Here is a 26,259-nt window from a genome sequence, read left to right as displayed (position 1 = left end):
ATACGGTGGCTCGATAAAAGAGATGCTCGAACCAACTGCATTGGCTCGAGCAGATAACTTACGCCGAAGGTAAAGCGGAGCCTTGATTGGAACCCGTCACATCATGGTTCTGAACCCCGGGTCCAGCAGTGATTTCTCGAGCAACTGCCCAAACGATAATGGCAGCGACAATGTCAAAAATCGCCAACACCACGAACAAAGGGCTGTAGCCGATCTGTGTCACCAGAACACCGAATACCGCCGTGAATGCAGCAGCCCCCAAGTACCCAAACATGCCGCCCATGCCGGTAGCCGTCGCCACTTCGTTTTTACCGAATGAGTCTGAAGTAATTGAGTACAGCGCGCCCGAAAGCGTCTGATGGGCAAAACCGCCTACACACAGTAGAGCAATCGCGGCGTAGGCACTGTCCACCAACCCAATACAGGCCGGTCCGATCATGCAAGAACAGCCGAACAGCAAAACCATCTTCCGTGACGTAAACAGCGATACGTTGCAGTAACGATGAAACAGTGGGCTCAGGTAACCACCCAGCACACAGCCAAGGTCTGCGGCCAGAAAGGGTAGCCAGGCAAACATGGCAACTTCCTTGATGTTCATGTGCCGTTCGGTCATCAGGTACAGGGGAATCCAGGCATTGAATGTCTGCCAGGCTGGCTCCGACAGAATGCGTGCTGAGGCGATCGCATAAAAGTTACGGCTGCGAATGATCGTCTTCCAGTTCCCTTTTTTCGACGTGGCATCTTTAAAGTGGGATTCCTGCCCGGCCAAGATGTAATCACGTTCGGTATCGCTCAATCGTTGTTGATCACGCGGATGCTTGTACAGCAGCAGCCAGACGGCACTCCAGACCAGCCCCAACCCACCAACCATCAGAAATGCCAGTTGCCAGCCGCTTTGCAGAATGGCCCATACCACCAATGGCGGCGCGAGCAGCGCACCAATCGAGGATCCAATATTGAACCAACCGATAGCGACCGAACGCTCCTTGGCTGGAAACCATTCGGTGGTGGTCTTGACCCCGGCGGGTATGCCCGCGGCCTCGGTGAGCCCAAGCAAGGCGCGAACGAATGCCAGGCTCTGCCAGCCCGTAGCGAATGCAGCTGCGGCACAGGCTGCCGACCAGGCAATGGCAAACACTGCGAAACCCATCTTGGTACCGATGGCATCAAGGATGTAGCCAGCCACTGGCTGCATAAATGCGTAGGCCAGTTGCCAGGCGACGACGATGTGCGAGTACTGCTCGGTCGAGATACTTAGCTCGTTCATCAGCGTTGGAGCCGCGACCGACAGGGTGTTCCGGGCCAGATAATTGACAATCAAACCAGCCGTCACGAGGCCGACCATCCACCAGCGGATGCCTTTGATTTTCATCCCTTCACCTTAATTATTATTGGATTTGAAGTGTGCGGCATCCCTCCGCGTATCCAGGATGTCGAGTGTATGACGAGCACAATCAGGCCCCTCGCGAAGACCGCCTCAAACAGCAGGCGAGGCTCTGCGGGTGGGTAAACCGATCAGATCGAAAATTGGAAAATCGATTGGAAAAACAGCCTCGTGGGATGCATCCATGATGGGCAACACTCACTGTATTATTTTTATAATAACGGACCTGTATGTTGTAGGTCGTCGTACATCTTTGCCATTTATAGCCAATATCGTATTTATGTGTCAACTGACTTTTTGCACCTTGGATTATATAAATCCGTATTCATAGCATCAATTATGGTCAGAAAAAGCGCACTCTGCGTGTTAACGCGTCGGTTATTCGTAACGCGTTGACAACATAAGGGAGCATGTCGATAATCCACCTGTTGTACGACAACGTATGTCAATAAAAATAACTCGAGCCAATCTGCCATGACGACTTCAACGATCAGTGCGCGCCCACCTTTCAATCGTCTTCTGCTAACAGGTGCCGCCGGTGAGCTAGGCAAAGTACTTCGCAAGCGCCTGAAGCCTTTGACCAGCGTTTTGCGTCTCTCCGACATTGTTGACATTGCGCCAGCGGTGGATGAAAGCGAGGAAATCCGTTATTGCGATCTTGCTGACAAGAAAGCCGTTGATGAATTGGTTCAGGGGGTCGATGCGATTCTGCATTTTGGCGGTGTCTCGACCGAACGGTCTTTTGAGGACATCCTGGGCGCCAATATTTGTGGGGTCTTCCACATCTATGAAGCGGCCCGTCGGCATGGGGTTAAGCGAGTCATCTTTGCCAGTTCCAATCACGTCATCGGCTTCTACCCGCAGGGGCAGGGTCTGGACGCCCATTCCTTGCGCCGTCCGGACAGTTATTACGGTTTGTCCAAGTCTTATGGCGAGGACATGGCCAGCTTTTATTTCGATCGCTACGGCATAGAGACCGTGAGCATTCGCATCGGCTCTTCTTTCGTAGAACCGCAAAACCGCAGGATGCTGAGCACCTGGTTGAGCTATAACGATCTGACTCAATTATTGGAACGTGCCTTGTACGCACCGGATGTCGGCCACACGGTGGTCTACGGCGTTTCCAACAATCAAACCACGTGGTGGGATAACCGTTACGCCGCGCACCTGGGCTTTAACGCTCAAGACAATTCCGAAGCGTTCCGTAGTCAGGTCGAAGCACAACCCTTACCGGCTGCAAGCGACCCCATCATGCTTTACCAGGGCGGCGCCTTTGTTGCACTCGGCCCCTTCGGCGACGATTAAAATCCTCCGTTGGATGCCCTTCCCGAATTCGCCAATGGAACCGCCATGGACGCTGAACTGATTCTCGACGCACGTAATGCCACTGGCGAAAGCCCAGTGTGGAACTCTCGGGAACAGGCGCTCTACTGGGTTGATATTCCTGCCCGGCGGCTACATCGCTGGGACCCGGAAAAAGGTCAGACGCACAGCTGGGAAACTGCCGAGATGCTCGCCTGCATCGCCTCCACTCCCACCGGCAACTGGATCGCGGGGATGGAGAGCGGCTTGTTCATGCTCGACGCCAGCCTTGATGGAAAACTGAACAGCACCCGACTGACAGACGTGAACCACGCGCACCCAGGCATGCGCTTCAACGATGGTCGTTGTGATCGTCAGGGGCGTTTCTGGGCAGGCACCATGGCGCTCGATATGGCCACGGGTTCGGCGGCGGGTGCGTTGTATCGTTACGTGTCCGGGCAGCGCGAACCTCTCAACCCCCAACTGACAGGTTTTATGATTCCCAATGGCCTGGCATTCAGTCCTGACGGCAAGACGATGTACCTCTCCGACTCCCACCCGTCAGTGCAACTGATCTGGGCCTTCGATTACGACACGCAAAGCGGCACCCCACATAACCGCCGGGTGTTCGTCGATATGAACCAACAACCTGGTCGCCCTGACGGTGCCGCAATCGACGCCGAAGGTTGCTATTGGATCTGCGCAAACGATGCCGGGCTGATTCACCGCTTTACACCCGATGGCAGGCTGGATCGCTCCATCGGTGTGCCAGTGAAAAAGCCGACGATGTGTGCGTTTGGGGGGAGGGAGCTGGACACGCTGTTTGTTACTTCAATTCGCCCGGCTGGGGATTTGAGTGAGCAGCCGTTGGCGGGAGGTGTTTTTGCTGTGCGGCCGGGGGTTAAAGGCATGGCGGAGCCTGTGTTCGAAAGGTAGTCGCGCTAGCGCTCGAATTACAAAAAGGCTTCTACACCGCGCTCAATCCGACAGTCACTTTTGCTGGCTCGGCTAGGTATGCGTCTACGACTGTACGAATTGATGTATTTCCTCGCGCGATCTCAGCTACCTGAGTCGGATATAGGCTTCCCTTGAGCCCTGACCCCAAACAACCGGTCGGCTATCTGCCGTCCTCGCTCCAGTCCTTCCTCCGTCAACCAAATCGATTTGTTCTTGTTCACCGGGTTACTGATGAAACCAAGTTCATGCAATCGGTTCATTATCTCGAAGTCGAACCCCTTCCAAGCATTGCCTCTGTCAAAACTGAAGGTTGTCAGCAGGGCAAGCACGGTTTCTTCAATCAGTTTGTCGTCGTATTTCATGATCGTTTCTCCGCTCGTGTTCATTAGACTCTTCGTAACCCCGACAGCTTAAACCGACGAAGCCGCTGTTGGCAGCCACCCGTAGAATTCTTGGCAGTCGGTTTTGGCCGTCGCGACCAAGCTGTAAAGTGCAGCGCTGGCCTTCGCGCTTTTAGATGATTCGCTGAACAACCAGTCCTCTCTTCAGATGATGAAAGGGCGGTCCCCGCTCGGCGGCGTTGATGTCGAAACAATAAAGGGTATGCGCTGGATTACGGGGGCTTGCTGAGGAAGGCGAGCCCAATATCAAAGTCGATGGATCTCGCCATTTATCGGCATGAACCCGGATCGACTCATCCACTCTCGATGCTTCAGATGCAGCAAAGCCCGCACTGGGCGGGCTTTGATGGTGTTTCGTTTGGTGGGCCGGGGTAATCTGAACCTGTTATTTAACCTAATGATTTTAAATGATATTTTCAGTTTATTTTTTGTTGTGGAATACCCTTTGGAATACCGTTTGTCCTGTCATATCTCAATCAGCAGTGTGATGTCTAAATTGGTTCGATCACGACCCTTGTCTCGACCACGCGGGATTTGGACCGGAGACCAATGCCGATACCGGGTGTGAGAGCGCCTGGTTATCGGCTTGTGCTGTTAATCGTGGTTGTGAGTGGGGCTTTGGATAGATGAGTTTCTTTTGCGAGGTTTTTTTACCAGGCCCGTTAGGCTGATGCCTGCAGAGACTCTGGGACGATGGTCGAGCAAGTCTTCTTCTGCTGCTTGGGAATCGGGATGGGGCATGTCTTTTTCAAGATGGGACGATGCATTGTCGTGGGGAGCTGTCTCCATCCAAGTATCTGCGGAGTGAGCGTCTATGTGGGTGGGGTCCTTAGCCGTGAGTACTAAGTCAATCCGAGGGTGTGATGGAGGTTGAAGTTCCGAACCCACGCGAGGTGCACGATTAATTGCACTTTCCTGAATTCCAGTACGCGATTCTTGAGCGCTGTGGGAGGTGTCTGCCGCTCTCGCCCCTGATGCATGGCGGGTAAAATGTGTTTCCATCAAACCCCGCTCCGACTCCATCATGATAAGGCGCTCCAGGACTTGAGGTCGTTTCAGTTGGTGTTTCTTGGCGAGATCATCGAGCAGGCTTATCACTGTTTTCGAAAGCTCAACGTTAACTTGTTTCTTGCCCGCCGCCACTGTCCTCTCCCCATACTGCTGTCGGCTCCATCGCTTTCTAATCTCGTTGATGATGGCTTTTTGCTCAGCGGGCCCATACTCGGCTTGATCGAAGAACATAAGTAGTTCTTGGTAATTGCTAATAGGGTCGCGTCGTGAAAGTCCGGACGAACGATATTTTTGCAGCCACTCCCAGGCACATCTGCAGCGCTGGGGCCCTTCTTTCTTGTCTTCAAACCACTCGAAATCACAGTCCTTTGCTTTGTGCCGAAGCCAATCATTGCGAAGACGTTTGATGGCGTCTGCTTTATCCGCAATATCGACATCCCAGAGATCGAGCAAGGCGATGAGATGGTCTCTGCCAGTGAGGTGTACCAGCTGAGATAGTCTCAAACCAGTGATGCGTTTGATCCTGTCTAGCAGCCATTGATACTGGCGTTCACCTCTGTCAATCCACTGGAAGCAGTCATCTGGGACCAAGGATCGGTCTTTCCCTCTATTTATTCCCTCAAGCAGATTGGCATTGCGCTTCAAGGCGCGGGTGATGGCGCTCCTCATTGTGGTGCCATTGCAGGTGGCGGGTTCTAGCTCGACATTTTGGTAATGATAAAGGCACAGCCATATCCAAATGTCGTGACGATTATTCTGTTTAGGCTCTCTTAACAGTTTGGACAGCTCGTCGGACTTATCCGCTGTCAAGACAAAATCGCTATTTTTTTTCATTTTTAACACTATTAGTAATCATTTTTATTAGCATTATTGCTATTTGTATCTGAAATTCTAGCAAAATTCTAGGTGTATTCAGCGTTTCTTCTATGGATATTCAAGGACGAATCTCTGTTAATTCTATGAGTATTCTAGGTGTTATTTTATATTTTATAGTCAATGAATAATGGCACATTCTTGGGTTTTCGTTCTGTGTACTACCGTGATTTTTATAGTGAGAATTTGAGAGTTATCATGATGGCGTCGGTGGTGCTTTTTCGTCCTCCCGGGGGACTGCGCACTCACGGAGATTGGCGGTGCGATGAAGGCCTTTTGGTGTATTCGCAAATCAGGGTGAGGCGCGGGGATTCTGATATCGCTTACTGCCGCGATCGACTTATCTATCCGTAATATTTGACGCGCGGCTGAGGCAACGGCGTAGACAACCACTGGTCTATCTGAGGATCCGGTGAACGTAAGCGCCCGGCCAACACACCTTCCTGATCCCAGCGCTTAGGGCGATGGTGGACACCTATTTAAGTGGGCACCATTTTTAGCCTATTAAGCGGATGCGCCATGCAACAACGACACTCTTACCCCAAATCCCTCAAAGCCCAAGTCGTCCAGGAATGTTTGCAGCCTGGCGCATCCATCGCAAGCGTTGCGCTGGGCCACGGGATCAACGCCAATCTGGTGCGCAAATGGATACCGCTTTACCGTGACCTGGGTGGTGAGAACCTGCCAGCTTTCATTCCTTTAACGTTAGAGCCGAACGTCCAAACGCGTGCCTATCCTACGATCAAAATTGACGTCCCATGCGGGCATGGACAGCTTGTCGTGAGCTGGCCGGCTAACGATCCTGGAGGTTTGTGTGAGGTTCGTCCGGGGGCGAACTCGATGATCCGCATCGACACCATCTGGCTCGCCACCGAGCCCAAGGAAATGCGCGCCAGCACTGAAACCGCGCTGGCGCGGGGCGTAGCGGTGTTCGGTGCGGCGAAGCCGCACTGTGCTTATCTGTTCGCCAATCGCCGCGCCAATCGCATGAAAGTGTTGGTGCATGACGGTGTAGGGTTTTGGCTTGCCGCTCGACGCTTGAACCAAGGACGCTTCTTTTGGCCGGGCGTGCGGCACGGCTCTGAAGTCGAGTTAGATGCCGAGCAACTTCAAGCCTTGGTGCTCGGTTTCTGAGGCGAAGGCTTTATGAAGGTGTGTTGTCCAGACGGCTACGAACCAAATGTCTGCGTTCAGCATTCGCTCGAAAACAGCGCCTTGAAAAAGAACTCATCGCGGGTTTTGCTATCGCCAGCGCGTTGCAACAGCACGAGAGCTAGGACTGCTGCCAAGTTCCCACCGTGACCTGGGAGGAACCCTTCAAATTTTGCGACAGCTTGCGTTGCAGTGATCTCGCCGGACTGGGTGGACTCCCAGATGGCAATGACTTGAGTCGCCGCTTTTACGTCGCTCTGCGCATAGTGGTCTTCCAGCATTTTCAGGCCGCACATCCATGTGCCGGCCACCACTACGTTAAGTACCAGGGCCATGGCCGCTTTACGTGACCAGAAAACTTTCTTTTCAGCGCTGTTAGCCTATGGGGCTGCTGCAGCCATTACGAATACCTCTGATGGATTGGTGAGACGTCTGTCGTCACTGACCAGTCCAAATTACTGGAGGCGGAACGGGTGCGCGAGCCAAAGCATGGGCTTGAATTTCAGTACCGCACTGAGGAAGGCTGCCGCTCGAATCTCGCGACAAAATCCTGGAACCGATCAATTTGTTGCTTCAATCCATGAATGGCTCTAGCGGCGGGGTGCTTGAACATCAAATCGCCGTCATCGAAATCGTGATGAAAATCCACGTCGTTCGTTAAGCCCGTCACTGAACTGAATTCAGGCATGCTTTTAACCTCTCTGGATCCTCTCACGACCTCCCAAAACCAAGCGTTAAATTGATTGTGCTGGAACAGGTACAAGCTCCCACTTAGTTGGCGAAGCCGCCCACTCGAAGCTAACCGGATGCATTCCAAAACATCTTCGGGAACCTCGGCAATCGACGTCAATGAGTTTCTCGCTAGGCCTGACCAACAGACATGTTCCATGAACTGCCTAAGTGGCTGGAATGAAGCGATTAATAATTCTGCAGTCTTGATCTCTTCTGTCAGGTTGTAACTGCCCTGTTGCGATGTGTTGTGGCGCGAGCGCGATGACAAATTGTGCTGATACTCTGCATTCCTTTTCCACGTAGTTAGCTGACGTCCCGGAAAAAGCTCTGGGCTGCGGTCGATCATTCGATGACAGGTTGGACAAAGCGAGATTCCGTTCTCGAAGGCATTTCGGTCTGTGCCGGCGGGAAGATCGTCGTACCGAGCTGAGCCAGGGCGAAGTCCGTAAATGTGTGCCGCCTCGCTGAAATGCTTTTCGCAGCCGGTCTCTGGGTTGAAGGAATTCGTCTGGATCCCGCAGAATGGTGCGGAGCAGTAATTCCCCACGGACTGCCGTAGCTTCGTTTTCACCGGTCCACTGAAGCCAGCTGTCGTTACGATATCTTCCATTGCATTCCCCTCCAGCGTTCGGCCGGCAGTTTCTTTGGTGTAGATCAAAACCCAAGCCGAAGCCCAGCAGGCATGCCGTGAAATGGGAGATCATTGACGTACCTTTCAAATCGCCGGATCTGAAGATACAGCTCCCGCATCGCTCTCCCCGTTGAAAATGAAAAACTCAGATCCTCTGTACCATCAGAGTCAACGACCACGATCTGGTAGTGAAAATCGACCCAGTACGGCGTGTCGTTTAAGAGAGCAAACTCGGGCATGGTCCTCACCGCCTGGGCCCCTCGCACGATCTCAGACGCCCAACTCCGAAATGGAGGATGTTGAAAAAAGAACACAGGGACTTTATTCCGATACTGACCGAGAGCCATGGCTCCCGCCCGAATTGAGTTCAACACCTCGGTAGAAACCGGCAGGACCGACGTAGATCTGTTTTTACCATTCCCGCTGTAATACAGGTCGTGCATAAAAATAAGGAATGGGGCAAATAGCCCGAGGAACTCGCTCACGATCGGGAACTCGGCACGCAGGTCATAGGCCGGTGGGATCATTGATGGTGGAAAAGCTCGCGATTGAACGCTGTTCTCGTTCTCGGCTTCTGCTTTCCATAGAAAGATCAGCTCAGCCGGAAACAGCTCCGGACACCGATCAATCATCCGATGGCACACTCTGCAGAGCGATATGCCATTCGCGTAGCAGTGTGGGTCCATTCCCAGAGGGAGGAGGTGAGATCGGGCCGAGCCAAAGCCATGCCCATAGATGTGCGCAATCTCGCCTAGGATGACGACACCAGCGTTGTAATAGGTAAGAGGATCTCGGCAGAACGGGGCGGAACATTTGCGGCCGGATGCTTCGCGTATCTGTTCTTTTATCGTGTCGAGAAAGCCAGTGGCAGGCATTGTTGCTCCGAATTCGTTGCTGGGCACCGGGGGTGCCTGGGCTGATTGAATTCATTCTGCCACACGCTTGCTCGGGGTCGAAGGGCGCGCCTAGTGACGCCAGTGTCGCCAAGTACAGTGCAGGCGATGCAAGTGCTAATTCAAACCACCCAAGAGGTCTGGAACAGCTAGGTCGTTCCTGCCGCGGTGTACATAGCGAGTATCTTCTTACCCGACACCCCAATCCTCTGAACGGAATAAGAGGAGCCAGTTCATGAGGATCATTCGCCTGAAAGACGTCAAACACTCCACCGGCTTAGGTCGGTCCACGATCTACAAGTACATCAGCGAGGGAAGCTTTCCGAAGCCCGTGTCGTTGGGCGACCGGGCTGTTGGCTGGGTTGAAAGCGAAGTGACCGGCTGGGTCTTGGCCAGGATTGAGGCGCGTGATACCCACGAGTCTCTCACTGCTGTGTCACAGCTAAAGGTCGCGTGATCGACTGACGGGCCGAGCTCGCGCTCACTCATGCGGTCGATGTCCATGTTGACTGCGTGCCTCCAGGCAGTGGTTTATTTCCAGAGTATTGAAGTCATCGAAACAGTTCTATTCTTCCCGCGCTCTCTGGCAGTTTGCCACCCCACCCCCTCGTACGAGGGGGTGGGAGGTTTCGGTATAGTATTATTTATACAATCTCTTCATGTCTCACCCGTTAAGTCATAACGCCACAATACCTTCCTCTCAAAAGGTGGGTGCCATCAGCCATGCAGCGTCAGGACAAGCGGTAACAAGATCAGCGCCTAACGCTGAGCCAAGGTCTGCTCTCAGAGGCAGATCGATCGTAAAAAAATACCCAGTCCACTGAGTTTATGAACTCACTCAGCGGATCAGCCCCATGGCATACCTAAGCAAGCGTCACTCCCGCAACAGCAATCTCCACCTGCATCACGAGAAAACCTTTAGGGGGCTGCCTGTGATGAAGTCTCGCGGCCCCCTCATTACTGAATACCTAGAGCGGCTTTATGAAACCACTCAGTTGGCGCTGAGCGATCACCGCAGAGTGTTCGCGCTACGTTTCGACCTACGTTTCCCAGATGACTATCTGCCACCCGCATCAGGCAACGCCGTCATATCCAGGTTTGTGGATTCCTTGACCGCCAAGATTGATTGCGCACGAGAGCGCTCCAGGCGCCTGAATGGCACTGCACATCAGACACGGGTCCGATGGTGTTGGGTTAGGGAGATAGGTCAGGAGGGACGGCCGCATTACCACTTCGTATTACTGCTCAACAAAGATGCGTACCACACCGTGGGGCGCTTCAATTCAGAAAGAGAGAATCTATATAGCCGTCTTCAGTCAGCATGGGCGAGCGCGCTGAGAGTTTCTTTCGAAGACGCTGATGGACTGGTGCATGTCCCTACCAATCCTAGGTACTTCCTTTCTCAGGATGACCGTGTGGAGATGGAGGATTACTTTTATCGGGTCAGCTATCTCTGCAAGGCCGCTACTAAGGATTACGGCAGTCGAAGCCGGGCATTTGGTTGCAGCAGAGGCTGAGCCCTTAGTCGGACGTGACGTCCAGAGGCGCTGTTTAGCTCACCCCAATTACTCATTCACCCCATTCCTCGGTAGGTACTGCCATGATCATTTCTTTGATTGATCCACGATTTCCGTTATCTCGATCCAACGCTGCCATCGTCATCAGTCGGTTAGTGCAAGCCATCGCCCTTACGCAAGATCCGGCTTACCGTACTACCCTGGATGCGAGTGGTTGTGAGCAGGTGGCGGTGACGGTGCAATCTAGGCTGTGTGAATGCTTGCCGCGTATCAGCGAGCATTACGCCAGCTACCGTGACGATGAATATCAAGACATTTACTGGACGGCTTATAGGGAGGTTGGGCTTGAAGACAGTCCGGTAGGGCTGGTCTGCATGAACGCTCATGAAACAGGTTATCTAACCACTCCCTCGGCAATCAATGCGCTGGTCGATAGGGTTCGGCAACTGGTGGACTCTCGCGATGATAGTAGGCATGAGCTCTACTTAATCGCCTGATCGCATCGACACTGCCCCTCGTTTACAGGGTAAATTGCACCGGCGTTGCCCTGAATGCACCCATTTCACCATTGGCGCATCATAACCAGACGATGAATCGTGTGAGGCAATAATCGGCCCAGGTCCAGTCATGCTTAAGGTTCCCTGCGTTAGCAGTTTGGGCTTTATAGGATCCAGCTCGCGCTGACCACCGATTGGGCCTGCATTGGAAATTTGAGTGAGATTGAAAATAGAGAGAAATACCTTCGATGAGTTCTTGGAACATTGGTACAAAGGTGCTTTAAGAACCAAAGAATGGACCAGCCTTTCTACAATCACTTTCGTCTGCATTAGGTCAACGACCAAAGATTGTTATTTGGTCTTTATGAATCCGGCGGAGAGAAAACGCTGAGTGCGATTACTGGAAACTTTCAGATCACGCACCGGCCGCTTTGGGTCAATTCAGTTGAAAAATAGACCTCCTGTCTGGCCTGCGGCAAAACGGAATTATCGGCCATCGGGAGGAACCGCAGCATGATTGGACGATCATCGAGGGAGCGATAGAGACTGTTTACTCGGTTACCATTGACAATGACATACTGCGTCTGACGGTCAAAAAGCGAATGCGAGCAACGCTGCTGGCTATTTGTGATGAGCTAAAGCGCCGCCGTCATAAAGCCATTCGGGTTCAGGAGCAATGGCTTAACCGAATAGTCATTGGGTATTTCAATTACCACGCGGCCGGGAAACCTAATAAGTCTCGGCGGTTTTCGTTCGGCGGTACGTCCGTCTAATGGCAGCAAGCTCTCAAGCGACGCAGTCAGCGTAACCGGCTTCGGTGGTCACGCCACGGACGCCTTGCCGATCTCTATATATTTGGACCCAGGGATGCACATCCTTACCCGGCATGGCGTCACGCAGCCAAGGCAGGAGTCGTATGCGGTAGTTCCGCACATACGGATCAGTGCGGGGGGTAACTGATGGCCTACCGCGACCGTCCTATCGCAGCCGCTGCGTGACCCAGACCTTAGAGCTGCTGCAACACCTAGATCTCCTACGTCTACTGTGGGCCAGCTCTGGCGTGCCTTTGAGGCTCTATATTGATGTAAAAGCCTTCGCCTGCCGTGGCTTGGATACTAGAGTGGTATGGTCCATTGAAATCTACTATAGTGGGCAAATTTGCTAGATTGTACGTACTTCTTGGTAATGCTTTTGTAATAGATCGCAGCTCAAAATCGGTGTCGCGTAACTATAGTTAAGATGGTTAAAAATCTTTTCTAATAGAGATGTCGAATTTAAGTGTATAAGAAGCTTCGACAATTATGTTTAAAGCTCTATGAATTGTATTTTTAATTTAGGTGTATGCGTAGATGAACGTCTTTGAAGTAAAAAAAAATGAAAATGGTAAAATAGTTGATTTTCTCGATGGTGTTGAACTTGACGCAACTCCCGAAGAATTCGTCCGCCAGTCGTATCTGCGCATATTGCACTTTGAATATCAGTACCCTGTCAATCTCATGGCCAGAGAGGTTTCGATATATTACGGCAGTAAGGAACTGAAAGACCAACAGGGGCATCCCGTCAGGGCTGATATTGTTGTATATCGTACCGCAAAGGCAAAGGCAAATAAGGATCAAGGGTCAATATTTCTCGTAGTTGAGTGCAAAGCGCCAAATATAACCTCAGGCTACAATCAATTAGTCTCCTATATATTCAATACAAGCGCCGAAGGCGGGGTTTGGTACAATGGTGATGCCCCCCAATATTATAGACGCCTAAGCAGTCCGACGAATGAATTGATCGACTGGACCGGCATTCCTCGGAAGTCTGAGGCTTGGGATGCGTTAGGCCAACGGAAAAAAGAAGATTTAAAGCGCCCTATGGATATTAAGGGTATGCTACGTCAATGTCATAACAAGCTTCATGGACGCGGGGTTGATGGTGATGAAGACGATCTCACCATGGATATGGTGAGACTAATCCTCGCTAAGGCTATGGATGAAGAAAAGTCGGGTGAGTATTGTGAATTCTATTGCACTCCAGAGGAATATAGATCTGAGGAAGGTCAAAGGGCAGTAGCTAAACGAATATTTAGTTTGTTTAAAGAAGTGGTATCAAGTAACCAAGATGTTTTTTCCGAGCATGAGAAAATTTCAGTTGGTCCACGTGCCATATGCGATGTTGTAATTGAACTGCAAAGGTACCGGCTACTGAGTGATCTGAATGAATCTGATGATTGGGATATCATGGGGCATGCGTATGAGCAATATACAGCAACCTACCTAAAAAGAAAAAGAGGGCAATTTTTTACAAATAGATTAGTTGTCGATTTCCTGTGTGAGTCCGTGGCGCCGAGCTATCAGGATATAATACTTGATCCTGCGGGCGGGTCGGGTGGTTTTCTCACTGGAGCCATGCGATATGTGCGGAAAAAAATATTGTCGTCCAAGGACACTGCGATTGCGAAACAACGACAACTTGATAAGCATCGAACTAATCTATTTATGGTTGAAATTAGCAAAAGACTAGTAAAGATTGCCAAAACAGCCATGATTTTGAACGGTGACGGTCACACGGGTATGACTCAAGGTGATTCGCTCGATGATATATCTAAATTGAATGAAAACGTTCTGGCCCGTTGCGGAATGGCTAAGCCTACCGTAATTCTTACCAATCCGCCTTTTGCAGGAGCTTCTGAGGGGCGCGTTACTGATCCCCGCGTTCTTGACAATTTCGCAACGGGCATCAAGTGGACTAATAGAGGAGGGGAATACTCGCCAACCGGTGAAAGAAATACAGAGGGGGTTCCACCAGAAATGCTTTTCTTTGAGCGCTGTCTCAACTGGATTGCGCCTGGAGGTAAAATCGGAATCGTGATGCCGAAAAGCTTTCTTGATACGCAGACTTATTTTCCTGCCAGAAAGTTAATGTTTGACGGATATAAGCTGCTTGCTGTGGTAAATTGCCATAAGGATACATTTCAACCGCATACAGGCGTTAGAACGTGTTTGCTTATCATCGAGAGATTGCAGGTCGGTAAGCGGCCGTCATTTAATTATCCCATATTTCTGGCTATATCAAAGAAAATTGGCCAGGATAGTGAGGGCTTTCCAATATTTAAACGCGACAATGAAAACAATTATACCGATGAAATCGACCATGATTTCAATGACATACTCAAAGATTATGTGGATTTTAATCAGGGTTCACTAGTTGAATCAGAGTACCGGTTTTCAATTAATCGGTCAGAAATTGATCCGCAATTGAGAATTAATCCCCAGTTTTATCTGCCTAACTTAAATGAAACGATAAGGCAGATAGAGTCTATTGACGGGATTGACGGCTGGTCAGTAACAACGCTTGGTCAGATCACTAGCAATGTTAAGATTTTCAAAGGGCCCAGACTCAAGAGTGAGAATCTCCTTGTTGAGAATACAGGTGAAGGAATAGAACCTTACTACACCCCTTCTGCTGTATTGCAGGAAAAATCCGAAAGCGCAAAACTGCTCAATGTCAAATTGGCTTCCCCGAAGCAGATATCAACTATCAACGCTGTCCGGGTTTATCGGGGAGATATTGTAATTACTCGCTCAGGTACTATTGGAAGGGTCTCTTACATAACGCAGCGTCTTGATGGTGCTATTGTATCGGATGATTTGATTAGAGTTCGTATTGCTGATGAAGATGTTAGATTCTACGTATATCAGTTTTTACAGTCGACCAAAGCATTAAATCAAATGCTGAAAAATGAATATGGCGCGGTTCAACAGCATCTTGAACCGGTTCATATATCAAATATGTTGATTCCAATCCCGGATGACTGGCAAGAAGTATCTGAGATTGTCAAAAAGGCGCGCACTCAAACTACTATGCGGGAATTTCTAGAGGCGGGAAATATAGGTCTAGAGCAAGCTACTGATTTTCTATTAGAAAGTCTAATAGAGCGCGGTAAAGAAAAGCAGTCTCCTGGAAAGATTTTATAGTTGAATCTGAGATTGGTTGGTCCATAGGTGATCGCAAGGTGGTTGACGTTGCCTTGCGCTCATTTACGTCTTTGTTTGTTAATTATTAAGCTTGATTGGATTCTGATGTGATATAAATTGTTTCAGCGTGCCATTGGTTCGTAAGCGATCCATTATCTACACATTCAAAGCCGCCATTTGATAGCTGACGCTGTGCTCCCGATCTTTCAATGGAGCCAGCGCTATGCGACCCGATGCCAAAGTTGAAAAAGTCTACCTCTACCCCAAGCCAGTGGACCTCCGAAAGTCCATTGACGGCTTGCAGCTTCCAGCTCGACGCCTCTATCTTGACCTTTATATAGGCTTTGGGCTCTCGTCAATGCTGCCGACTATTGAAAATTGCTAAGAATAATGAGATATCACGGTGTGCTATCATCATACTGGGTCGAGCGACGATGAAAATGGATTATGCGAAATATATTGAAGACGTTACGGACGACATAAAAACCTGTATCGGTGATATGGCGTGTCAGCCTATTTTATTCGTGGGCTCCGGCTTTACCAAGCGTTATCTGGGCGGCCCGAACTGGGAGGAACTGCTCAGGGATCTGGCTGGACGCTGTCCGGAAATCCGGCAGTTCGCCTACTACAAGCAGCGCTACCCAGACTTCGTTGATATTGGAACTCAGTTTTCTGAAAAATTTAATGACTGGGCATGGGGTGCCGGACAAGGTCAATTTCCTCAAGAGCTCTTCGACGAAGCCAGCTCTCCTCAGATTTACATCAAGCATACCGTTGCAGAGATCTTCAAAGACCTGATTGCGTCCGGTGATCATAGGCTGGCTGGGGAGATCGAGCTTCTCAAGAAGATTCGGCCACACTCGGTAATTACTACCAACTACGATCAGTTGCTTGAAGGATTTTTCCCAGAGTACGAGGCAATAGTTGGACAGAAGATCCTTTATGCCAACCATTCGAGCATTGGCGAAATATTCAAGATTCATGGCTGCGCATCTCAGCCCGAGAGCATCGTACTGACACGGGCAGACTATGATGAATTCGTGAAGAGGAAGAAGTACCTTTCTGCAAAACTGCTGGCGTTCTTCGCGGAGCACCCATTGGTGTTCATTGGCTATCGCGCTGAGGATTCGAACATCAAAGCGATTCTCGCGGATATAGATGAAATTCTCTCGGAGGATGGCAAGCTAATCCCGAATATCTACATCTTGGAGTGGGATGATCGGGAAATGACCGAGGAGTACCCTCGACGCGAACGTCTCATTCCCGTTTCAGACCACCGCAGCGTAATTATCAAAAGTGTAGTTGCGAGGGACTTCAGTTGGGTATACTCCGCCTTCGGCGCAGTTGAAGCGCTACAAAATGTTAACCCGCGACTGCTTAGAGCGCTGCTGGCGCGCACCTACCAGCTAGTAAGAACCGATATCCCACGCAATCCGATCCAGGTGGACTATCGAGTGCTTGCGAATGTGACTGAGGCCGATGGAGAACTAGCCAAGCTTTATGGTATAGCAGATGGTGCCGATGGGTTGGCATTTAATCTCAATTTTCCATTCTCCCTTACTGCCCTAGGCCAAGCCATGGGCTACAAGTACTGGCACGCCTGTGATCGGCTCATGACAACCATCGCCGAAGCGACTGGCGTTGATATAAAGAGTTTCGACAACAAGTATCACTTCGCGATCATGAACGGCTCTGAGGTCCAATCGCACCGATATTCGGATTCCTGTAGAGAACTTTTGGACAAAGTCCGATCAGGTGACGAATATGCGTCGGAGGTCGTCCGGGAAGCTGAACAGAAGGGACGTCGGTGACAACAAGAATTCCTCATCAGTCATTTGCTAACGCCTGGCCTCCTGTCGCGGTTCAACGCATTAAGCACCGGTGAGCAACTTACAAAGACTTAACCAGTCGTCACTGTCCTATTCGCATCGTTGATCGGGACAGTGTACGATGTCCGGTATCTAATTAGGCTGCCTTCCTTCCTTACACCAACTCTCCCATTCCTCAAGTTGAGCATTGTTGATTAAAGCCTCTTCTCCCGCATCCTTGCGATAGGCTTTAGCCCAGCTCCCCTCGCATTGGTCGACTTCTGAGTCTACTGAGCTGGTGGGGACCGAGCCTTTAGCCGGCGCGACAGCCCCGCCGTTTTCTGGCCCCGTCCCCTTGAGGTATGCAACCACTCTTCCGTCTGCGGCATTACCTACGTAGTAGCCACGGTGTATCACCACAGGCGTGGAATCCATCTGCTGAATTTGTCCCGCATATTCATCGGTTGAATTCCAGAGGCCGCTCGCGCTTTGTGTCTCAAAGCCGCAAACCCCTTGGCGGCATATAACAGTTGCGCGACTGTCTAGGAGCTTTGTACTGCCGTCATCCATCTTGTAAGGCAGGCGAGCAGGAACGTCTGCCTCTGTACAGTCCAGCCAATTTTTATCCCGTTGGCTGACCGGGCAATCTTGTACTTCGTTCAATTGCCAGGAATAAGCCGCTGTGGCGCCAAATAAACTTCCGAGTAGTATCAAAGCCGAAATCCATTGTTTGAGTATCATCGCAGACTCACTAAGTTGTAGATCAGGACTGTTTGATTCGACGTGCCGTAACTCTTACGGCTAGGGCACGCAGATGGCGTCGGCAATTATAAGTGCGGACGATTGCTCTTTACGCTTGATCGATGATTCGCTCAACACATTCGTCGTAATATTTTAAAATTAATCGCTGGGTCGTCCAGCTATCTTTAAAGCTGTCTAAGATTACAGTTCGAATATAGTGCCTTGTGCTGATGAATTGCCTTGCGCACTTAATACATTTATAATGGTCTGCTGTATCGAGGATTGGAACTGAGAGGTTGTTGCATTTATTGCACGAGAGCGATTGTCGTTTAAGTAGATTAATTAATATTAATTTTGAAGGCTCCATTTTACGGCTTTGCGCTACTAGGTCGACGGCAAAAAAATTCTTTATACGTTCAAGCATACTTGGCTCAGGAAAGTCTAGGGTGTCTTTAAGCTGTTCTCTAAGTTCTTCGGAGCTTTTTTCGAATGCTTGTTCCTTCAATGCACTTACAGCTTCTCCCAAGAGTGCCTCCAAATCCTCGATGTCGGTTTGCGAAAAGAATTCTGGGGGTAAATTAATTGCATGACCTACTTTAATCAACGCATTAGCTGTTTCCGGCTTAAGGACGTGTTGTATCGATTCAATTTTAGCGTTCAGGTCAGATCCCGACGCCCCAAGATCAATTAGCAGCCATTCTGCTTCCTCAAGCCGTTTAAATATGTAGGTAAACATTCTAGGCCCTTATCAGGTCGAGGTTCTGGAGCAAGAGTGGCTGACACATGCCAGAATACCCTGCGATGATCTGGTACGTTCCCCTCTCCCTAATATGCCCACCTTTCCGTTGCAGAACCTTTGGTGACGGCGTTTCGTTTCTCGCATGAAAAATCCCTTTGCGTACTGCGGGCATAAATAGAAGGAAAACAACTCTATAGGTTGATTCTCAACCTATAGAGTTCTTCATGTCAATGAGGTGATGCCCAACCATTTAGGTCGGATTGGGAGGGCGTCGTGACAGAGATCCATCAGCAGCAATTGGCAGGTCGGGTAGGGCGTGCCATTTCTAAGCAGCGCATACGTTGCGGACTGACGCAGGAGGAGGTCGCTGAGCGGTTGGGCGTGGGCAATGAAGCGGTTTCGCGCATCGAACGAGGCGTGGTAATTCCCAATATTGCCCGTCTGATAGCGTTTGCGTCGATCTTTGGTTGCGAGGCGGCAGAACTATTGACCGAGGCCAGCTCGCGCCCGGACGATCAGGCGACCCGGATTAGCCAGTTGTTGAAACCTCTGAGTCAGGAGGATCGGCAGTTGATCGTGGATCTGGTTGAACACCTGACTAAACGTCTAGCGAAAGCTTGAACGCCAGATCTTCTCGTTTAGCTGTGGTGCGTTCAGGTATCGGTGTACTGATCGAACTGGGCACCACAGCGTAAGCAAAGATAGTTATGGTGGCCGAACTGATACTTCTGCACATCTCTTGCAAACGTCGTCATGGCTGTGTAGCCAGATGTCGCACTGGAGACGCTCTCACCTATCAGGTCGAGTAACTGCATGAGCAGGCTTTCATGTTTGATTCCTGAGTCGACCTCTGAATGTTGAATGTGTGCCTGGCGAACGCCGAGCAGAAAACTATCAATGGTTCCGATCAGCAGGACTGCCGTGCTGGCGGCATCCTTGGACAGTACAGCCTTTGACTCGCAGATTAGGCAGCGTAGGGGCATGGTGTAACTCCGTAAAGATTTAACCACTGAGATAATGCGCAAAACTTGGGAGGCATGAGCCTCCCTTTATGCTGTGAACGCTTCAGGCCACCAGTTGCAGGGCGGCGTTAAGCGCTCGATTTTTGATGGCGGCACCTTGGCCGAACCATGCGGTGTCCATCCGGTACTCGTTGTTACGAGCGCGGCGTTCGTGATCGACATATTCGGTAACCGCGTTGAGCAAGCCCCAAGCGGTACCCTTTGCCGCTTCGAGTTCAGCGCCCCGGCCATGCCCTTCATACATGCTCAGCACCTTGGTTAAGGCCCTTTCATTCGAGATGCCGGGCCGCTCTGGGTTAGCTGCCATGCCTTCACACAGCACGCTACGCAGATAGTCCTTGGCTTCATGGGCTTTGACGGGGCGGGCGGCGAGCGTACGCATGCGATACATGAAGTCGTCCCACTGAGAAACGGTGACGCCTAACTGCTGTTTAACGGCACGTGGATCGAAGCGAGTACTGTGCGGCACCTTGATCGCCTGGCTGGCGCCATTGACTGCAATCGTCAGGGTGTTATTGCAGACGACGCGGACGGTGGTCGGCGTTGCGGTAGTGGCCAGCGTGCCGTCGCAGGAAGTCGCCAACAGCAGGTATCCATTGACCACGTCATTACCCTTCAGCACGGCTGACTGTCCGGTCCGCGCCAACGCCCAGAGCTTGCGCCCGCCCTTCAGCACCCCGGCAGTTTCCAGCTCATAACCCGAGCGCTCTGTCAGATCCCGATAGAACTCCAGGACATCACGCGGCTGTACTACCTGGTAGCGTTGCGACACAACGGATAACGCGGCTTTTGTATCTGAGCGATACAGCACTTTTTGTTCGGGAAAGGTATGGATGGTGCCTAGATGGCCGGCGGCGTCAGCCATGAAATGTACCGGCGACTCTTGGATCTGCCAGCTCATGCCCGCTTCTTGCTGCCAGACTTCCAGCGGTTGTTTGGCCGAGAGCTGATTACCTAGGCCATGCCAAGGCGTTCTGCCGACGTAAGCTATTTGTTCGATGAGATGTGCCATGAAGAGCTTCCTTTACGTTTGCGCACGGCGAAGCCGCTGAGTGTTCAGCAGGGATCAGCCTGCGTGCTGGATTTGACAGAGAGGAGTTAGTGATGGATCAGGCGTGGAAGTGCAGTTGCTTCAAGCGAGGTAGGTTCACTGTAACGGGGAGATCAAGCGTGATGACGTCCGCTGAACGACAATCCACAGTTGAGACAACGGTAATTGTCTAAAACTCGCTCATCGACGACCTCGCCAAGTTTTGCACCAGCGATACATCCGGTTGCCGCTCCGGCTAACCCACCGAGAATGGCACCTGCCATCCCGCCAATGGCGACTCCTGGAGGTCCCGCCATTATACCGATAACAGCGCCAACCTCGGCCCCGGCCATGGCCCCGGTGACTCCTTGGGCGGCGCCACCTACAGTGCCGATGAGGGCACCGATTTTCCTTGCGGTATCTTTGGTTGATATTGAAGTGGAACGGCAGCGTGGACACTGGGTGATCATGAGAGGTTTCCTATAAAGAGATTGTCGAGAAAAGCCATTGCACAGGCATAGAGCTCTATAAAGCAGGTCGCTTAGGCGATCTGCTTTAGTGATGTATTGTATTGCTGAGTTCTGAGGGACTCATTGCGTGTGAATGCAGAGTCGTAATGTATGACTGAGACTTTTTTGATTCGAACGCATCAGATAGGTTGTTACCGTCACATCACATCCCTGGCCATCGTCTTCGAATACGTCCGTGATGAGCATCCAGAGAGGGCGTTGAAATAGGGCTCACCGAGGGGGGGGCGGTACTTAGCGGCGTCGTCTATTTCACGGGAAGTTGTGTGTCCGGATTAGTGCGAGAAGGTCCAGTAGGCCTGCTGCGTAATTGCATGGACTTGACCACCTGATTGCATTGCTACTGACCATTCAATTGCCCCCGTTCTGACCAAGCGTTTGCATTCGACTTGACCAGCACACGCCTTATTGACGACCGGCAGAGAACGACCCAAAGCTGCGCCTGGTGGTGCGCAGGTTGATTTGCTATCGGAGGATCGATAAACATCTTTCTAAAACTTCCCTGTTATTGATTATCACAACGCTTAGTCTTTTTCTTGCACGAGTGATGTTCTGAAATAGCATCTTAGATACGTGGTAATATGTTTGAGCTTTATAGTAAAGCTCTCCATTAAGATCATATGAGAAATATTGATCGATCATGACTGCGACGCCTTCGAATTCCTGACCTATAACTTGGTGTGATGTTTGCTTTGTGGTCGCATAATAACTTTCGTGATGCTCATTTCCATATTGTGATGGCGTAAATCTCAGCACCTCCCACCCGCAGTGATCCAAAGCTGTCAAATACCGTTTTGCATCTTCTGAATTTTCAAAATAATTGATATCTATGTTGTGTTGGTTCGATGCGGTTACGCTTCTTTTATTGTTGAATAAACCCTTTAGGAAGTTCGCTAGTTCTTTATTCGTTCGAATTTTTTCAGATAGCGTATGCGTGACTAAACCTGCAATGCTATTGATCTCGGCATCAATATTACTTTTTTCCTCCCAAGCAGACAGTGTTTGAAGCTTGTCATAGGAGAAAATGCAGGTTCCATTTGAGGCCCAGATTTTAGAAACTATATCCTTCAGTTGGTTCGGGTAAATACGCTGTGTTTCATCAATTATAATAGCATCGTAATTCGTTAAGTCGTATCGGCGGTAGTTCTTTATAGGAGTGATATTCCAACCGCATCTTATTAATTCTAGCTGCCCTGCATTTAGTTGGCCGCAATGAATGATAAGGATGCTCTTAGATCTCTCGGATAATTTTTTAAATATGTCATATACGAGCAATGTCTTACCAGTGCCTGCGCTGCCTATAATAGAAACGAATCTCGTCGTCTTCGGCTCATCGAGACGCTGTAGGATTTTATTTCTGATTTCTTCCTGTTGGTGTGTCAAAAAATACTCGTCTTGTAAGAACTTCCGAGTTGAGTTAAAGGGGGATACTAAATAGTCAGAAGGATCGAAAAGGTCGTCAACAACCTCAGTACGATCTACCTGCTGTGACTCCATTAAAGCTTTAAGATCGCTGAAATTGATTGGTGTAAGCGTTTTTTCATGAGTCAGATAATATAACGTTTTTACATCTGACACGAAGGTGAAGCAATGCACTTGTCTGCCGACGCTCGATAAATAATAATTATTTCTCACTAGCTGAGTTTTTATCTTTTCTTCTTGGCAAGTTCTCTTAAGTTCAATGTTAATTATGTAGTCTTTTCCGAATCTCAGCAGGTCAAATTCTTTACCAATCTGGGGTATTTTGTAGCTGATGTAATACGTATCGTAGACTCCGGCGCTGCCCGGCAATGAACATAGCTGCTTGATAAGATTTTTAAGATCTTCTAATTCTGATGGTTTGATATTGATCTGGTGAAGATTTAATAGGTTGGCAAATAGTGCTGGCGCCAAAGAAGTGTGAGCTTGTGCGAGAGAAAGGATATTTATGTACTTCAAGGCGCACCTCTGCTGAGTTATATGGTTTATTTTTCTCGCTAGTAAGGCTATAAGAACCTGAGTTCAAATTAGCCCGTTAAAAAGCTTTCGAGAAGCTGATCTCTACCTATCTAGTTTCACCGTCAGGACCGGTTTATCCATGGGTTTGAGGCATAGTGCCACTATGACTAATGTGAAGGTATCCAGCAAGTATTGTCGGGGAAGATTGAGAAGGTTACTCAACTGAACTCTGGTTGGTAACTAGGACTGAAAGCCGCATCCAAATGCTCAACCACGTGTGGCCCCTTTTAGTTGCAGCTGGCGCACAGATCCAAGATCTGGGAGCTGTGTCCAACGGCCGCCACTACAAACGTGGGGCTTCGGTAGCATTTTTCACATGAGACCGACCGCTTTTGGCTGATTCTGTTGAAAAAATCGGGTTTTTAAAAATGCCGAAAAGATAATCGATGATAGTGCTTTTTAGCCCGCTTCTACGTGAAATCGCGGCCTGAAAACATCTGCAAGTGATCTGGAATTTAATCTCCGACGCGTACTTTTTTCTCGTTGCCCCTAAGGCCGACTGTTTTCAACAGAATCGGCCGATATCTGCCTGCCGCTACCGGCGGCAACGAACAGCTCTCTGCGGATCTTGGTTACTAAGCATGCTGGCCAAATCCGATGCAAACGAGTGGTCAGTACCGATGCAATCAGGTGGTCATATAGAGTGCAATTTCGCAAGCTGCTACATTTCCCGTTTAACGCATCGATACTACTTTTAGACCTCTGGTCCCTTGAATGGCCGAAACTGACAAGTTGCCAGTAGCGGCATGCTGTATGTGTTCGCTCCACCAGATCATCATGGGGCGCCTTCTCTCAATGTAATCTGCGCGATTGTAGGCGCTACGCACCTCATCTTTGTCTACGTGGGCAAGTGCGACCTCGATCAGCTCGGGGTCCCATCCCTGTTCGTTCAGAATGGTGCTCGCCATGGAGCGCATGCCATGACTCACCAACCGACCTTCAAAACCCATTCGTTTCAGTGCCATGTTTGCTGTCTGGCTGTTGCAATGATCCCGTGGGTCTCTATCGGCTGGAAACACGTACTCTCTGTGTCCGCTGTAGGGCTTGATCGTTTCTAGCAAAGCAATCGAATGTTCGGTCAGCGGTATGACGTGGGCACGTCGTTTCTTCATACGCTCCGCTGGAATCGTCCAAATTTTCTTATCGAGATCGATTTCAGCCCAAGAGGTCGTGGCTGCCTCGGCGGGACGGGTCATGGTGTGAAGTTGCCATTCGATGAGGCAGCGTGTCGTTCTTTTTATGCTCGCGTTCGCGATGGCAACCATGAGTTCTGGCAACTCCTCAGGGCGGAGAGCGGCCATATTCTGCTTTTTCGGCTTCTTGAAAACAGCCCGGATGCCACTCAGCGGATTGGCAAAGATCATTCCGGAGTTCACGCCGTAGGTCATGATCTCGTTAAGGCGCTGGGTCAGTCGCTTCACTGTCTCCAGGCTACCTTTTGTTTCCAGCGGGCGTAGTAATTGGATGACTACTGGAGCGTTAACCTGCGAGATTGGTGTTGTTTTCAACAATGGAAAGACATGCAAGGTGAGTGAGCGCCAAATGTCCTCGGCATAAGCCTTGGTGACAGAGTCTTTTTTCAGTTCAAACCATGCAGACGCGACGTTCTCGAACGTGTGTTCGGTTGCCTCCCTTTTTGTTTGCTCAAGCGCGCTACGTTGTTCTTTTGGGTCTATACCCTGAGCCAGAAGTTCTCTAGCTTCGACAGTCCTCTTCCTGGCTTGCGCGAGGGAGAGTTCTGGGTAGGTGCCGAGTCCCATATTGATACGATTTTTGGTAATCGGCTGCCGATAGTTGAAGTTCCATAGCGTAGAGCCATTGATCCTCACGCGCAGCTGTAAACCGTCCCCATCACTGAGGACGTAATCCTTGTCTTTCGGCTTTACCGCTTTGAGCTGGCGGTCAGATAGGCGGGTGGCTTGAGCGCACATGAGGAGTTCCATGACATCAATTGGTATTCCAAAAATTACCACCGAAGAGCCTGGAATACCATCTGGAATACCTACGGATATAGATTCTGTCGGACATCCGCGGACGCTAATAGACGCTAAGCCCCTGTATTCACTAGATTTCAGGCACAAAAAAAGACGTCCTTGGACGTCTTTAGATGTAAAAGTGGTGGAGCCGGGGGGATTTGAACCCCCGTCCGCCAGTACTCCGCTGTCGGTACTACATGCGTAGCCGTGTCTATTAAGTTAACCCTCAGCGACCCGACTGGCAGGGTGCATTGGGCGAGTTGTGTAAGTTTTAGCCGATTCGTCCACAACGTACTGCACGGCGATCCTGTTCTGCATGACAATCACTTCGAGTTTACAGGCATCCTCTAGTGATTGCTGGTACCGAAGTAACCAGAAGCTCAGGCTCTAGTCGTCGCAATTAAGCGGCGAGTGCGAATTCCTGGCCGTAGTTTTCGTCATTGGCAACTATAAAAGTTGCAACAGTGGATTTACGAGTTCTGTTACCAACTCGGCATGCACCTAGAGTTTCGCAACCAGCGTCGAATCCTAATCGGCCCCGATAGCAACCGCGTGAGCAGTCAGGTGGCGGAGTCTACCCCAATGAACGGAGTCCGTCGACCTCTCCTGTCTGGCAGCGCTGCTGAAAAACAGGCCAGCCAGGGGCTGGCCGTGTGCGTGTGCCCAAATTATTTCGCGCCGCTACCGTCGCCATTACCGGTATCGGTTTTGTCGTTTTGTTCGATTGCTTTGGTAGTGAGTTCGATACATTTCTTGTCATCACCGGCCTTGTGGGCGGCCATGGCTGATTTTTGAGTTTCTTCAAGGTTCATCTTCTCGTCATTACCCAGGTTGGTGCTCGACGACAAGCTGTCCTTGATGGTCTGCAGATTCGCTCCACACAGGTCTTCAGCGGCGAATACCGGGGAAGCCAACAGTGCGGCAGTGAGGAACAACCCTGTGAGTACGGTACGCTTCATGTGTATCTCCTAAGCCTATGGACTCGGAATAGCCGGTCGATGAGGCCGTCCGAGGTCTGTTATAAGCCCGTTCGTAAAGGGCCTACAGAGATGGACTGTTGCAGTTCACAGGGGTTCTATTATTTCTGCTATCTCATGTGAAAAAGC

The 26,259-nt window shown here is 50.3% G+C and carries 23 protein-coding genes and 1 other RNA gene; 9 read left to right on the top strand and 15 right to left on the bottom strand.

Features of this window, described 5'->3' with window-relative positions; translation table 11 throughout:
- Nucleotides 1-58 precede the first annotated feature (58 nt).
- Nucleotides 59-1,372: an MFS transporter gene (locus RHM59_RS12880; RefSeq protein ID WP_322167590.1), complete on the bottom strand. Its 1,314-nt coding sequence runs from the start codon at nucleotides 1,370-1,372 to the stop codon at nucleotides 59-61.
- A gap of 486 nt (nucleotides 1,373-1,858) precedes the next feature.
- On the opposite strand from RHM59_RS12880, the gene RHM59_RS12875 reads away from it, so the two are divergent.
- The gene (locus RHM59_RS12875) at nucleotides 1,859-2,689 is read left to right on the top strand and encodes an NAD(P)-dependent oxidoreductase (protein WP_322167591.1); all 831 of its coding nucleotides are present in this window, start codon (nucleotides 1,859-1,861) and stop codon (nucleotides 2,687-2,689) included.
- Nucleotides 2,690-2,734: 45 nt separating this feature from the next.
- On the top strand, nucleotides 2,735-3,622 hold the full coding sequence (locus RHM59_RS12870; protein WP_322224203.1) for an SMP-30/gluconolactonase/LRE family protein: 888 nt from the start codon (nucleotides 2,735-2,737) through the stop codon (nucleotides 3,620-3,622).
- A gap of 122 nt (nucleotides 3,623-3,744) precedes the next feature.
- Here RHM59_RS12870 and RHM59_RS12865 read toward each other — a convergent pair whose 3' ends face one another.
- Nucleotides 3,745-4,005, bottom strand: coding sequence for a DUF6429 family protein (locus RHM59_RS12865; protein WP_322224201.1), 261 nt, complete (start codon nucleotides 4,003-4,005; stop codon nucleotides 3,745-3,747).
- A gap of 633 nt (nucleotides 4,006-4,638) precedes the next feature.
- A complete protein-coding gene (locus tag RHM59_RS12855; RefSeq protein ID WP_322224200.1) occupies nucleotides 4,639-5,889 on the bottom strand; it encodes a hypothetical protein in 1,251 nt (416 codons plus the stop codon).
- Between the two features lie 558 nt (nucleotides 5,890-6,447).
- On the opposite strand from RHM59_RS12855, the gene tnpB reads away from it, so the two are divergent.
- Entirely contained in the window at nucleotides 6,448-7,062 is a 615-nt protein-coding gene (gene tnpB / locus RHM59_RS12850; protein ID WP_322224198.1) for an IS66 family insertion sequence element accessory protein TnpB, read from the top strand.
- Nucleotides 7,063-7,118: 56 nt separating this feature from the next.
- Here the strand turns inward: tnpB and RHM59_RS12845 are convergent, their stop codons facing one another.
- The 3 genes from RHM59_RS12845 to RHM59_RS12835 form a co-directional block, all read right to left on the bottom strand.
- Nucleotides 7,119-7,415 (bottom strand): hypothetical protein, encoded by a 297-nt coding sequence (locus RHM59_RS12845; protein WP_322224196.1) that lies wholly within the window; start codon nucleotides 7,413-7,415, stop codon nucleotides 7,119-7,121.
- 167 nt (nucleotides 7,416-7,582) lie between these two features.
- Nucleotides 7,583-8,422, bottom strand: a complete 840-nt coding sequence (locus tag RHM59_RS12840; protein WP_322224194.1) for an HNH endonuclease signature motif containing protein — start codon at nucleotides 8,420-8,422, stop codon at nucleotides 7,583-7,585.
- 44 nt (nucleotides 8,423-8,466) lie between these two features.
- Nucleotides 8,467-9,345, bottom strand: a complete 879-nt coding sequence (locus RHM59_RS12835) for a hypothetical protein (RefSeq protein WP_322224192.1) — start codon at nucleotides 9,343-9,345, stop codon at nucleotides 8,467-8,469.
- Between the two features lie 226 nt (nucleotides 9,346-9,571).
- Between RHM59_RS12835 and RHM59_RS12830 the strand changes: the two genes are divergently transcribed.
- The 5 genes from RHM59_RS12830 to RHM59_RS12810 all read left to right on the top strand — a co-directional run bounded on the left by RHM59_RS12830 (nucleotide 9,572) and on the right by RHM59_RS12810 (nucleotide 17,123).
- Nucleotides 9,572-9,793: an AlpA family transcriptional regulator gene (locus tag RHM59_RS12830; RefSeq protein WP_322224190.1), complete on the top strand. Its 222-nt coding sequence runs from the start codon at nucleotides 9,572-9,574 to the stop codon at nucleotides 9,791-9,793.
- Between the two features lie 397 nt (nucleotides 9,794-10,190).
- Complete coding sequence (locus RHM59_RS12825; protein ID WP_322224188.1) at nucleotides 10,191-10,853, top strand: inovirus Gp2 family protein; 663 nt, start codon at nucleotides 10,191-10,193, stop codon at nucleotides 10,851-10,853.
- Between the two features lie 83 nt (nucleotides 10,854-10,936).
- Nucleotides 10,937-11,350, top strand: a complete 414-nt coding sequence (locus RHM59_RS12820) for a hypothetical protein (protein ID WP_322224186.1) — start codon at nucleotides 10,937-10,939, stop codon at nucleotides 11,348-11,350.
- A 1,349-nt stretch (nucleotides 11,351-12,699) separates the two neighbouring features.
- Nucleotides 12,700-15,312, top strand: coding sequence for an N-6 DNA methylase (locus tag RHM59_RS12815; protein WP_322224184.1), 2,613 nt, complete (start codon nucleotides 12,700-12,702; stop codon nucleotides 15,310-15,312).
- A 434-nt stretch (nucleotides 15,313-15,746) separates the two neighbouring features.
- The gene (locus tag RHM59_RS12810; RefSeq protein ID WP_322224182.1) at nucleotides 15,747-17,123 is read left to right on the top strand and encodes an SIR2 family protein; all 1,377 of its coding nucleotides are present in this window, start codon (nucleotides 15,747-15,749) and stop codon (nucleotides 17,121-17,123) included.
- A gap of 150 nt (nucleotides 17,124-17,273) precedes the next feature.
- Here the strand turns inward: RHM59_RS12810 and RHM59_RS12805 are convergent, their stop codons facing one another.
- Entirely contained in the window at nucleotides 17,274-17,861 is a 588-nt protein-coding gene (locus RHM59_RS12805; RefSeq protein WP_322224180.1) for a hypothetical protein, read from the bottom strand.
- A gap of 109 nt (nucleotides 17,862-17,970) precedes the next feature.
- The gene (locus tag RHM59_RS12800) at nucleotides 17,971-18,597 is read right to left on the bottom strand and encodes a hypothetical protein (protein ID WP_322224178.1); all 627 of its coding nucleotides are present in this window, start codon (nucleotides 18,595-18,597) and stop codon (nucleotides 17,971-17,973) included.
- 276 nt (nucleotides 18,598-18,873) lie between these two features.
- Between RHM59_RS12800 and RHM59_RS12795 the strand changes: the two genes are divergently transcribed.
- A complete protein-coding gene (locus tag RHM59_RS12795) occupies nucleotides 18,874-19,221 on the top strand; it encodes a helix-turn-helix transcriptional regulator (RefSeq protein WP_322224176.1) in 348 nt (115 codons plus the stop codon).
- 32 nt (nucleotides 19,222-19,253) lie between these two features.
- On the opposite strand, the gene RHM59_RS12790 is transcribed toward RHM59_RS12795, so the two are convergent.
- The 7 genes from RHM59_RS12790 to RHM59_RS12760 form a co-directional block, all read right to left on the bottom strand.
- Complete coding sequence (locus tag RHM59_RS12790) at nucleotides 19,254-19,583, bottom strand: hypothetical protein (RefSeq protein ID WP_322224174.1); 330 nt, start codon at nucleotides 19,581-19,583, stop codon at nucleotides 19,254-19,256.
- An 82-nt stretch (nucleotides 19,584-19,665) separates the two neighbouring features.
- A complete protein-coding gene (locus RHM59_RS12785; protein ID WP_322224172.1) occupies nucleotides 19,666-20,634 on the bottom strand; it encodes a DUF932 domain-containing protein in 969 nt (322 codons plus the stop codon).
- A gap of 152 nt (nucleotides 20,635-20,786) precedes the next feature.
- A complete protein-coding gene (locus tag RHM59_RS12780) occupies nucleotides 20,787-21,122 on the bottom strand; it encodes a hypothetical protein (protein WP_322224170.1) in 336 nt (111 codons plus the stop codon).
- 522 nt (nucleotides 21,123-21,644) lie between these two features.
- Nucleotides 21,645-23,117, bottom strand: coding sequence for a DNA/RNA helicase domain-containing protein (locus RHM59_RS12775; RefSeq protein WP_322224168.1), 1,473 nt, complete (start codon nucleotides 23,115-23,117; stop codon nucleotides 21,645-21,647).
- A gap of 734 nt (nucleotides 23,118-23,851) precedes the next feature.
- Nucleotides 23,852-25,108, bottom strand: coding sequence for an integrase domain-containing protein (locus tag RHM59_RS12770; RefSeq protein WP_322224166.1), 1,257 nt, complete (start codon nucleotides 25,106-25,108; stop codon nucleotides 23,852-23,854).
- 185 nt (nucleotides 25,109-25,293) lie between these two features.
- Nucleotides 25,294-25,693, bottom strand: a transfer-messenger RNA (tmRNA) gene (gene ssrA / locus RHM59_RS12765).
- A 128-nt stretch (nucleotides 25,694-25,821) separates the two neighbouring features.
- Nucleotides 25,822-26,112 (bottom strand): hypothetical protein, encoded by a 291-nt coding sequence (locus tag RHM59_RS12760; protein WP_322167602.1) that lies wholly within the window; start codon nucleotides 26,110-26,112, stop codon nucleotides 25,822-25,824.
- Between the last annotated feature and the right edge of the window lie 147 nt (nucleotides 26,113-26,259).

It is taken from the genome of Pseudomonas sp. MH10 (genome assembly GCF_034353045.1).
Taxonomy (GTDB): Bacteria; Pseudomonadota; Gammaproteobacteria; order Pseudomonadales; family Pseudomonadaceae; genus Aquipseudomonas.
The sequence above is the reverse complement of the archived record's forward strand: the minus strand, read 5'-3'. Positions and strand labels throughout refer to the sequence as shown.

Coding starts and splice junctions, on each gene's coding strand:
- RHM59_RS12880 (WP_322167590.1), bottom strand. CDS start 1,372: ATGAAAATCAAAGGCATCCGCTGGTGGATGGTCGGCCTCGTGACGGCT.
- RHM59_RS12875 (WP_322167591.1), top strand. CDS start 1,859: ATGACGACTTCAACGATCAGTGCGCGCCCACCTTTCAATCGTCTTCTG.
- RHM59_RS12870 (WP_322224203.1), top strand. CDS start 2,735: ATGGACGCTGAACTGATTCTCGACGCACGTAATGCCACTGGCGAAAGC.
- RHM59_RS12865 (WP_322224201.1), bottom strand. CDS start 4,005: ATGAAATACGACGACAAACTGATTGAAGAAACCGTGCTTGCCCTGCTG.
- RHM59_RS12855 (WP_322224200.1), bottom strand. CDS start 5,889: ATGAAAAAAAATAGCGATTTTGTCTTGACAGCGGATAAGTCCGACGAG.
- tnpB (WP_322224198.1), top strand. CDS start 6,448: ATGCAACAACGACACTCTTACCCCAAATCCCTCAAAGCCCAAGTCGTC.
- RHM59_RS12845 (WP_322224196.1), bottom strand. CDS start 7,415: ATGGCCCTGGTACTTAACGTAGTGGTGGCCGGCACATGGATGTGCGGC.
- RHM59_RS12840 (WP_322224194.1), bottom strand. CDS start 8,422: ATGGAAGATATCGTAACGACAGCTGGCTTCAGTGGACCGGTGAAAACG.
- RHM59_RS12830 (WP_322224190.1), top strand. CDS start 9,572: ATGAGGATCATTCGCCTGAAAGACGTCAAACACTCCACCGGCTTAGGT.
- RHM59_RS12825 (WP_322224188.1), top strand. CDS start 10,191: ATGGCATACCTAAGCAAGCGTCACTCCCGCAACAGCAATCTCCACCTG.
- RHM59_RS12820 (WP_322224186.1), top strand. CDS start 10,937: ATGATCATTTCTTTGATTGATCCACGATTTCCGTTATCTCGATCCAAC.
- RHM59_RS12815 (WP_322224184.1), top strand. CDS start 12,700: ATGAACGTCTTTGAAGTAAAAAAAAATGAAAATGGTAAAATAGTTGAT.
- RHM59_RS12810 (WP_322224182.1), top strand. CDS start 15,747: ATGAAAATGGATTATGCGAAATATATTGAAGACGTTACGGACGACATA.
- RHM59_RS12805 (WP_322224180.1), bottom strand. CDS start 17,861: ATGATACTCAAACAATGGATTTCGGCTTTGATACTACTCGGAAGTTTA.
- RHM59_RS12800 (WP_322224178.1), bottom strand. CDS start 18,597: ATGTTTACCTACATATTTAAACGGCTTGAGGAAGCAGAATGGCTGCTA.
- RHM59_RS12790 (WP_322224174.1), bottom strand. CDS start 19,583: ATGCCCCTACGCTGCCTAATCTGCGAGTCAAAGGCTGTACTGTCCAAG.
- RHM59_RS12785 (WP_322224172.1), bottom strand. CDS start 20,634: ATGGCACATCTCATCGAACAAATAGCTTACGTCGGCAGAACGCCTTGG.
- RHM59_RS12780 (WP_322224170.1), bottom strand. CDS start 21,122: ATGATCACCCAGTGTCCACGCTGCCGTTCCACTTCAATATCAACCAAA.
- RHM59_RS12770 (WP_322224166.1), bottom strand. CDS start 25,108: ATGTGCGCTCAAGCCACCCGCCTATCTGACCGCCAGCTCAAAGCGGTA.
- RHM59_RS12760 (WP_322167602.1), bottom strand. CDS start 26,112: ATGAAGCGTACCGTACTCACAGGGTTGTTCCTCACTGCCGCACTGTTG.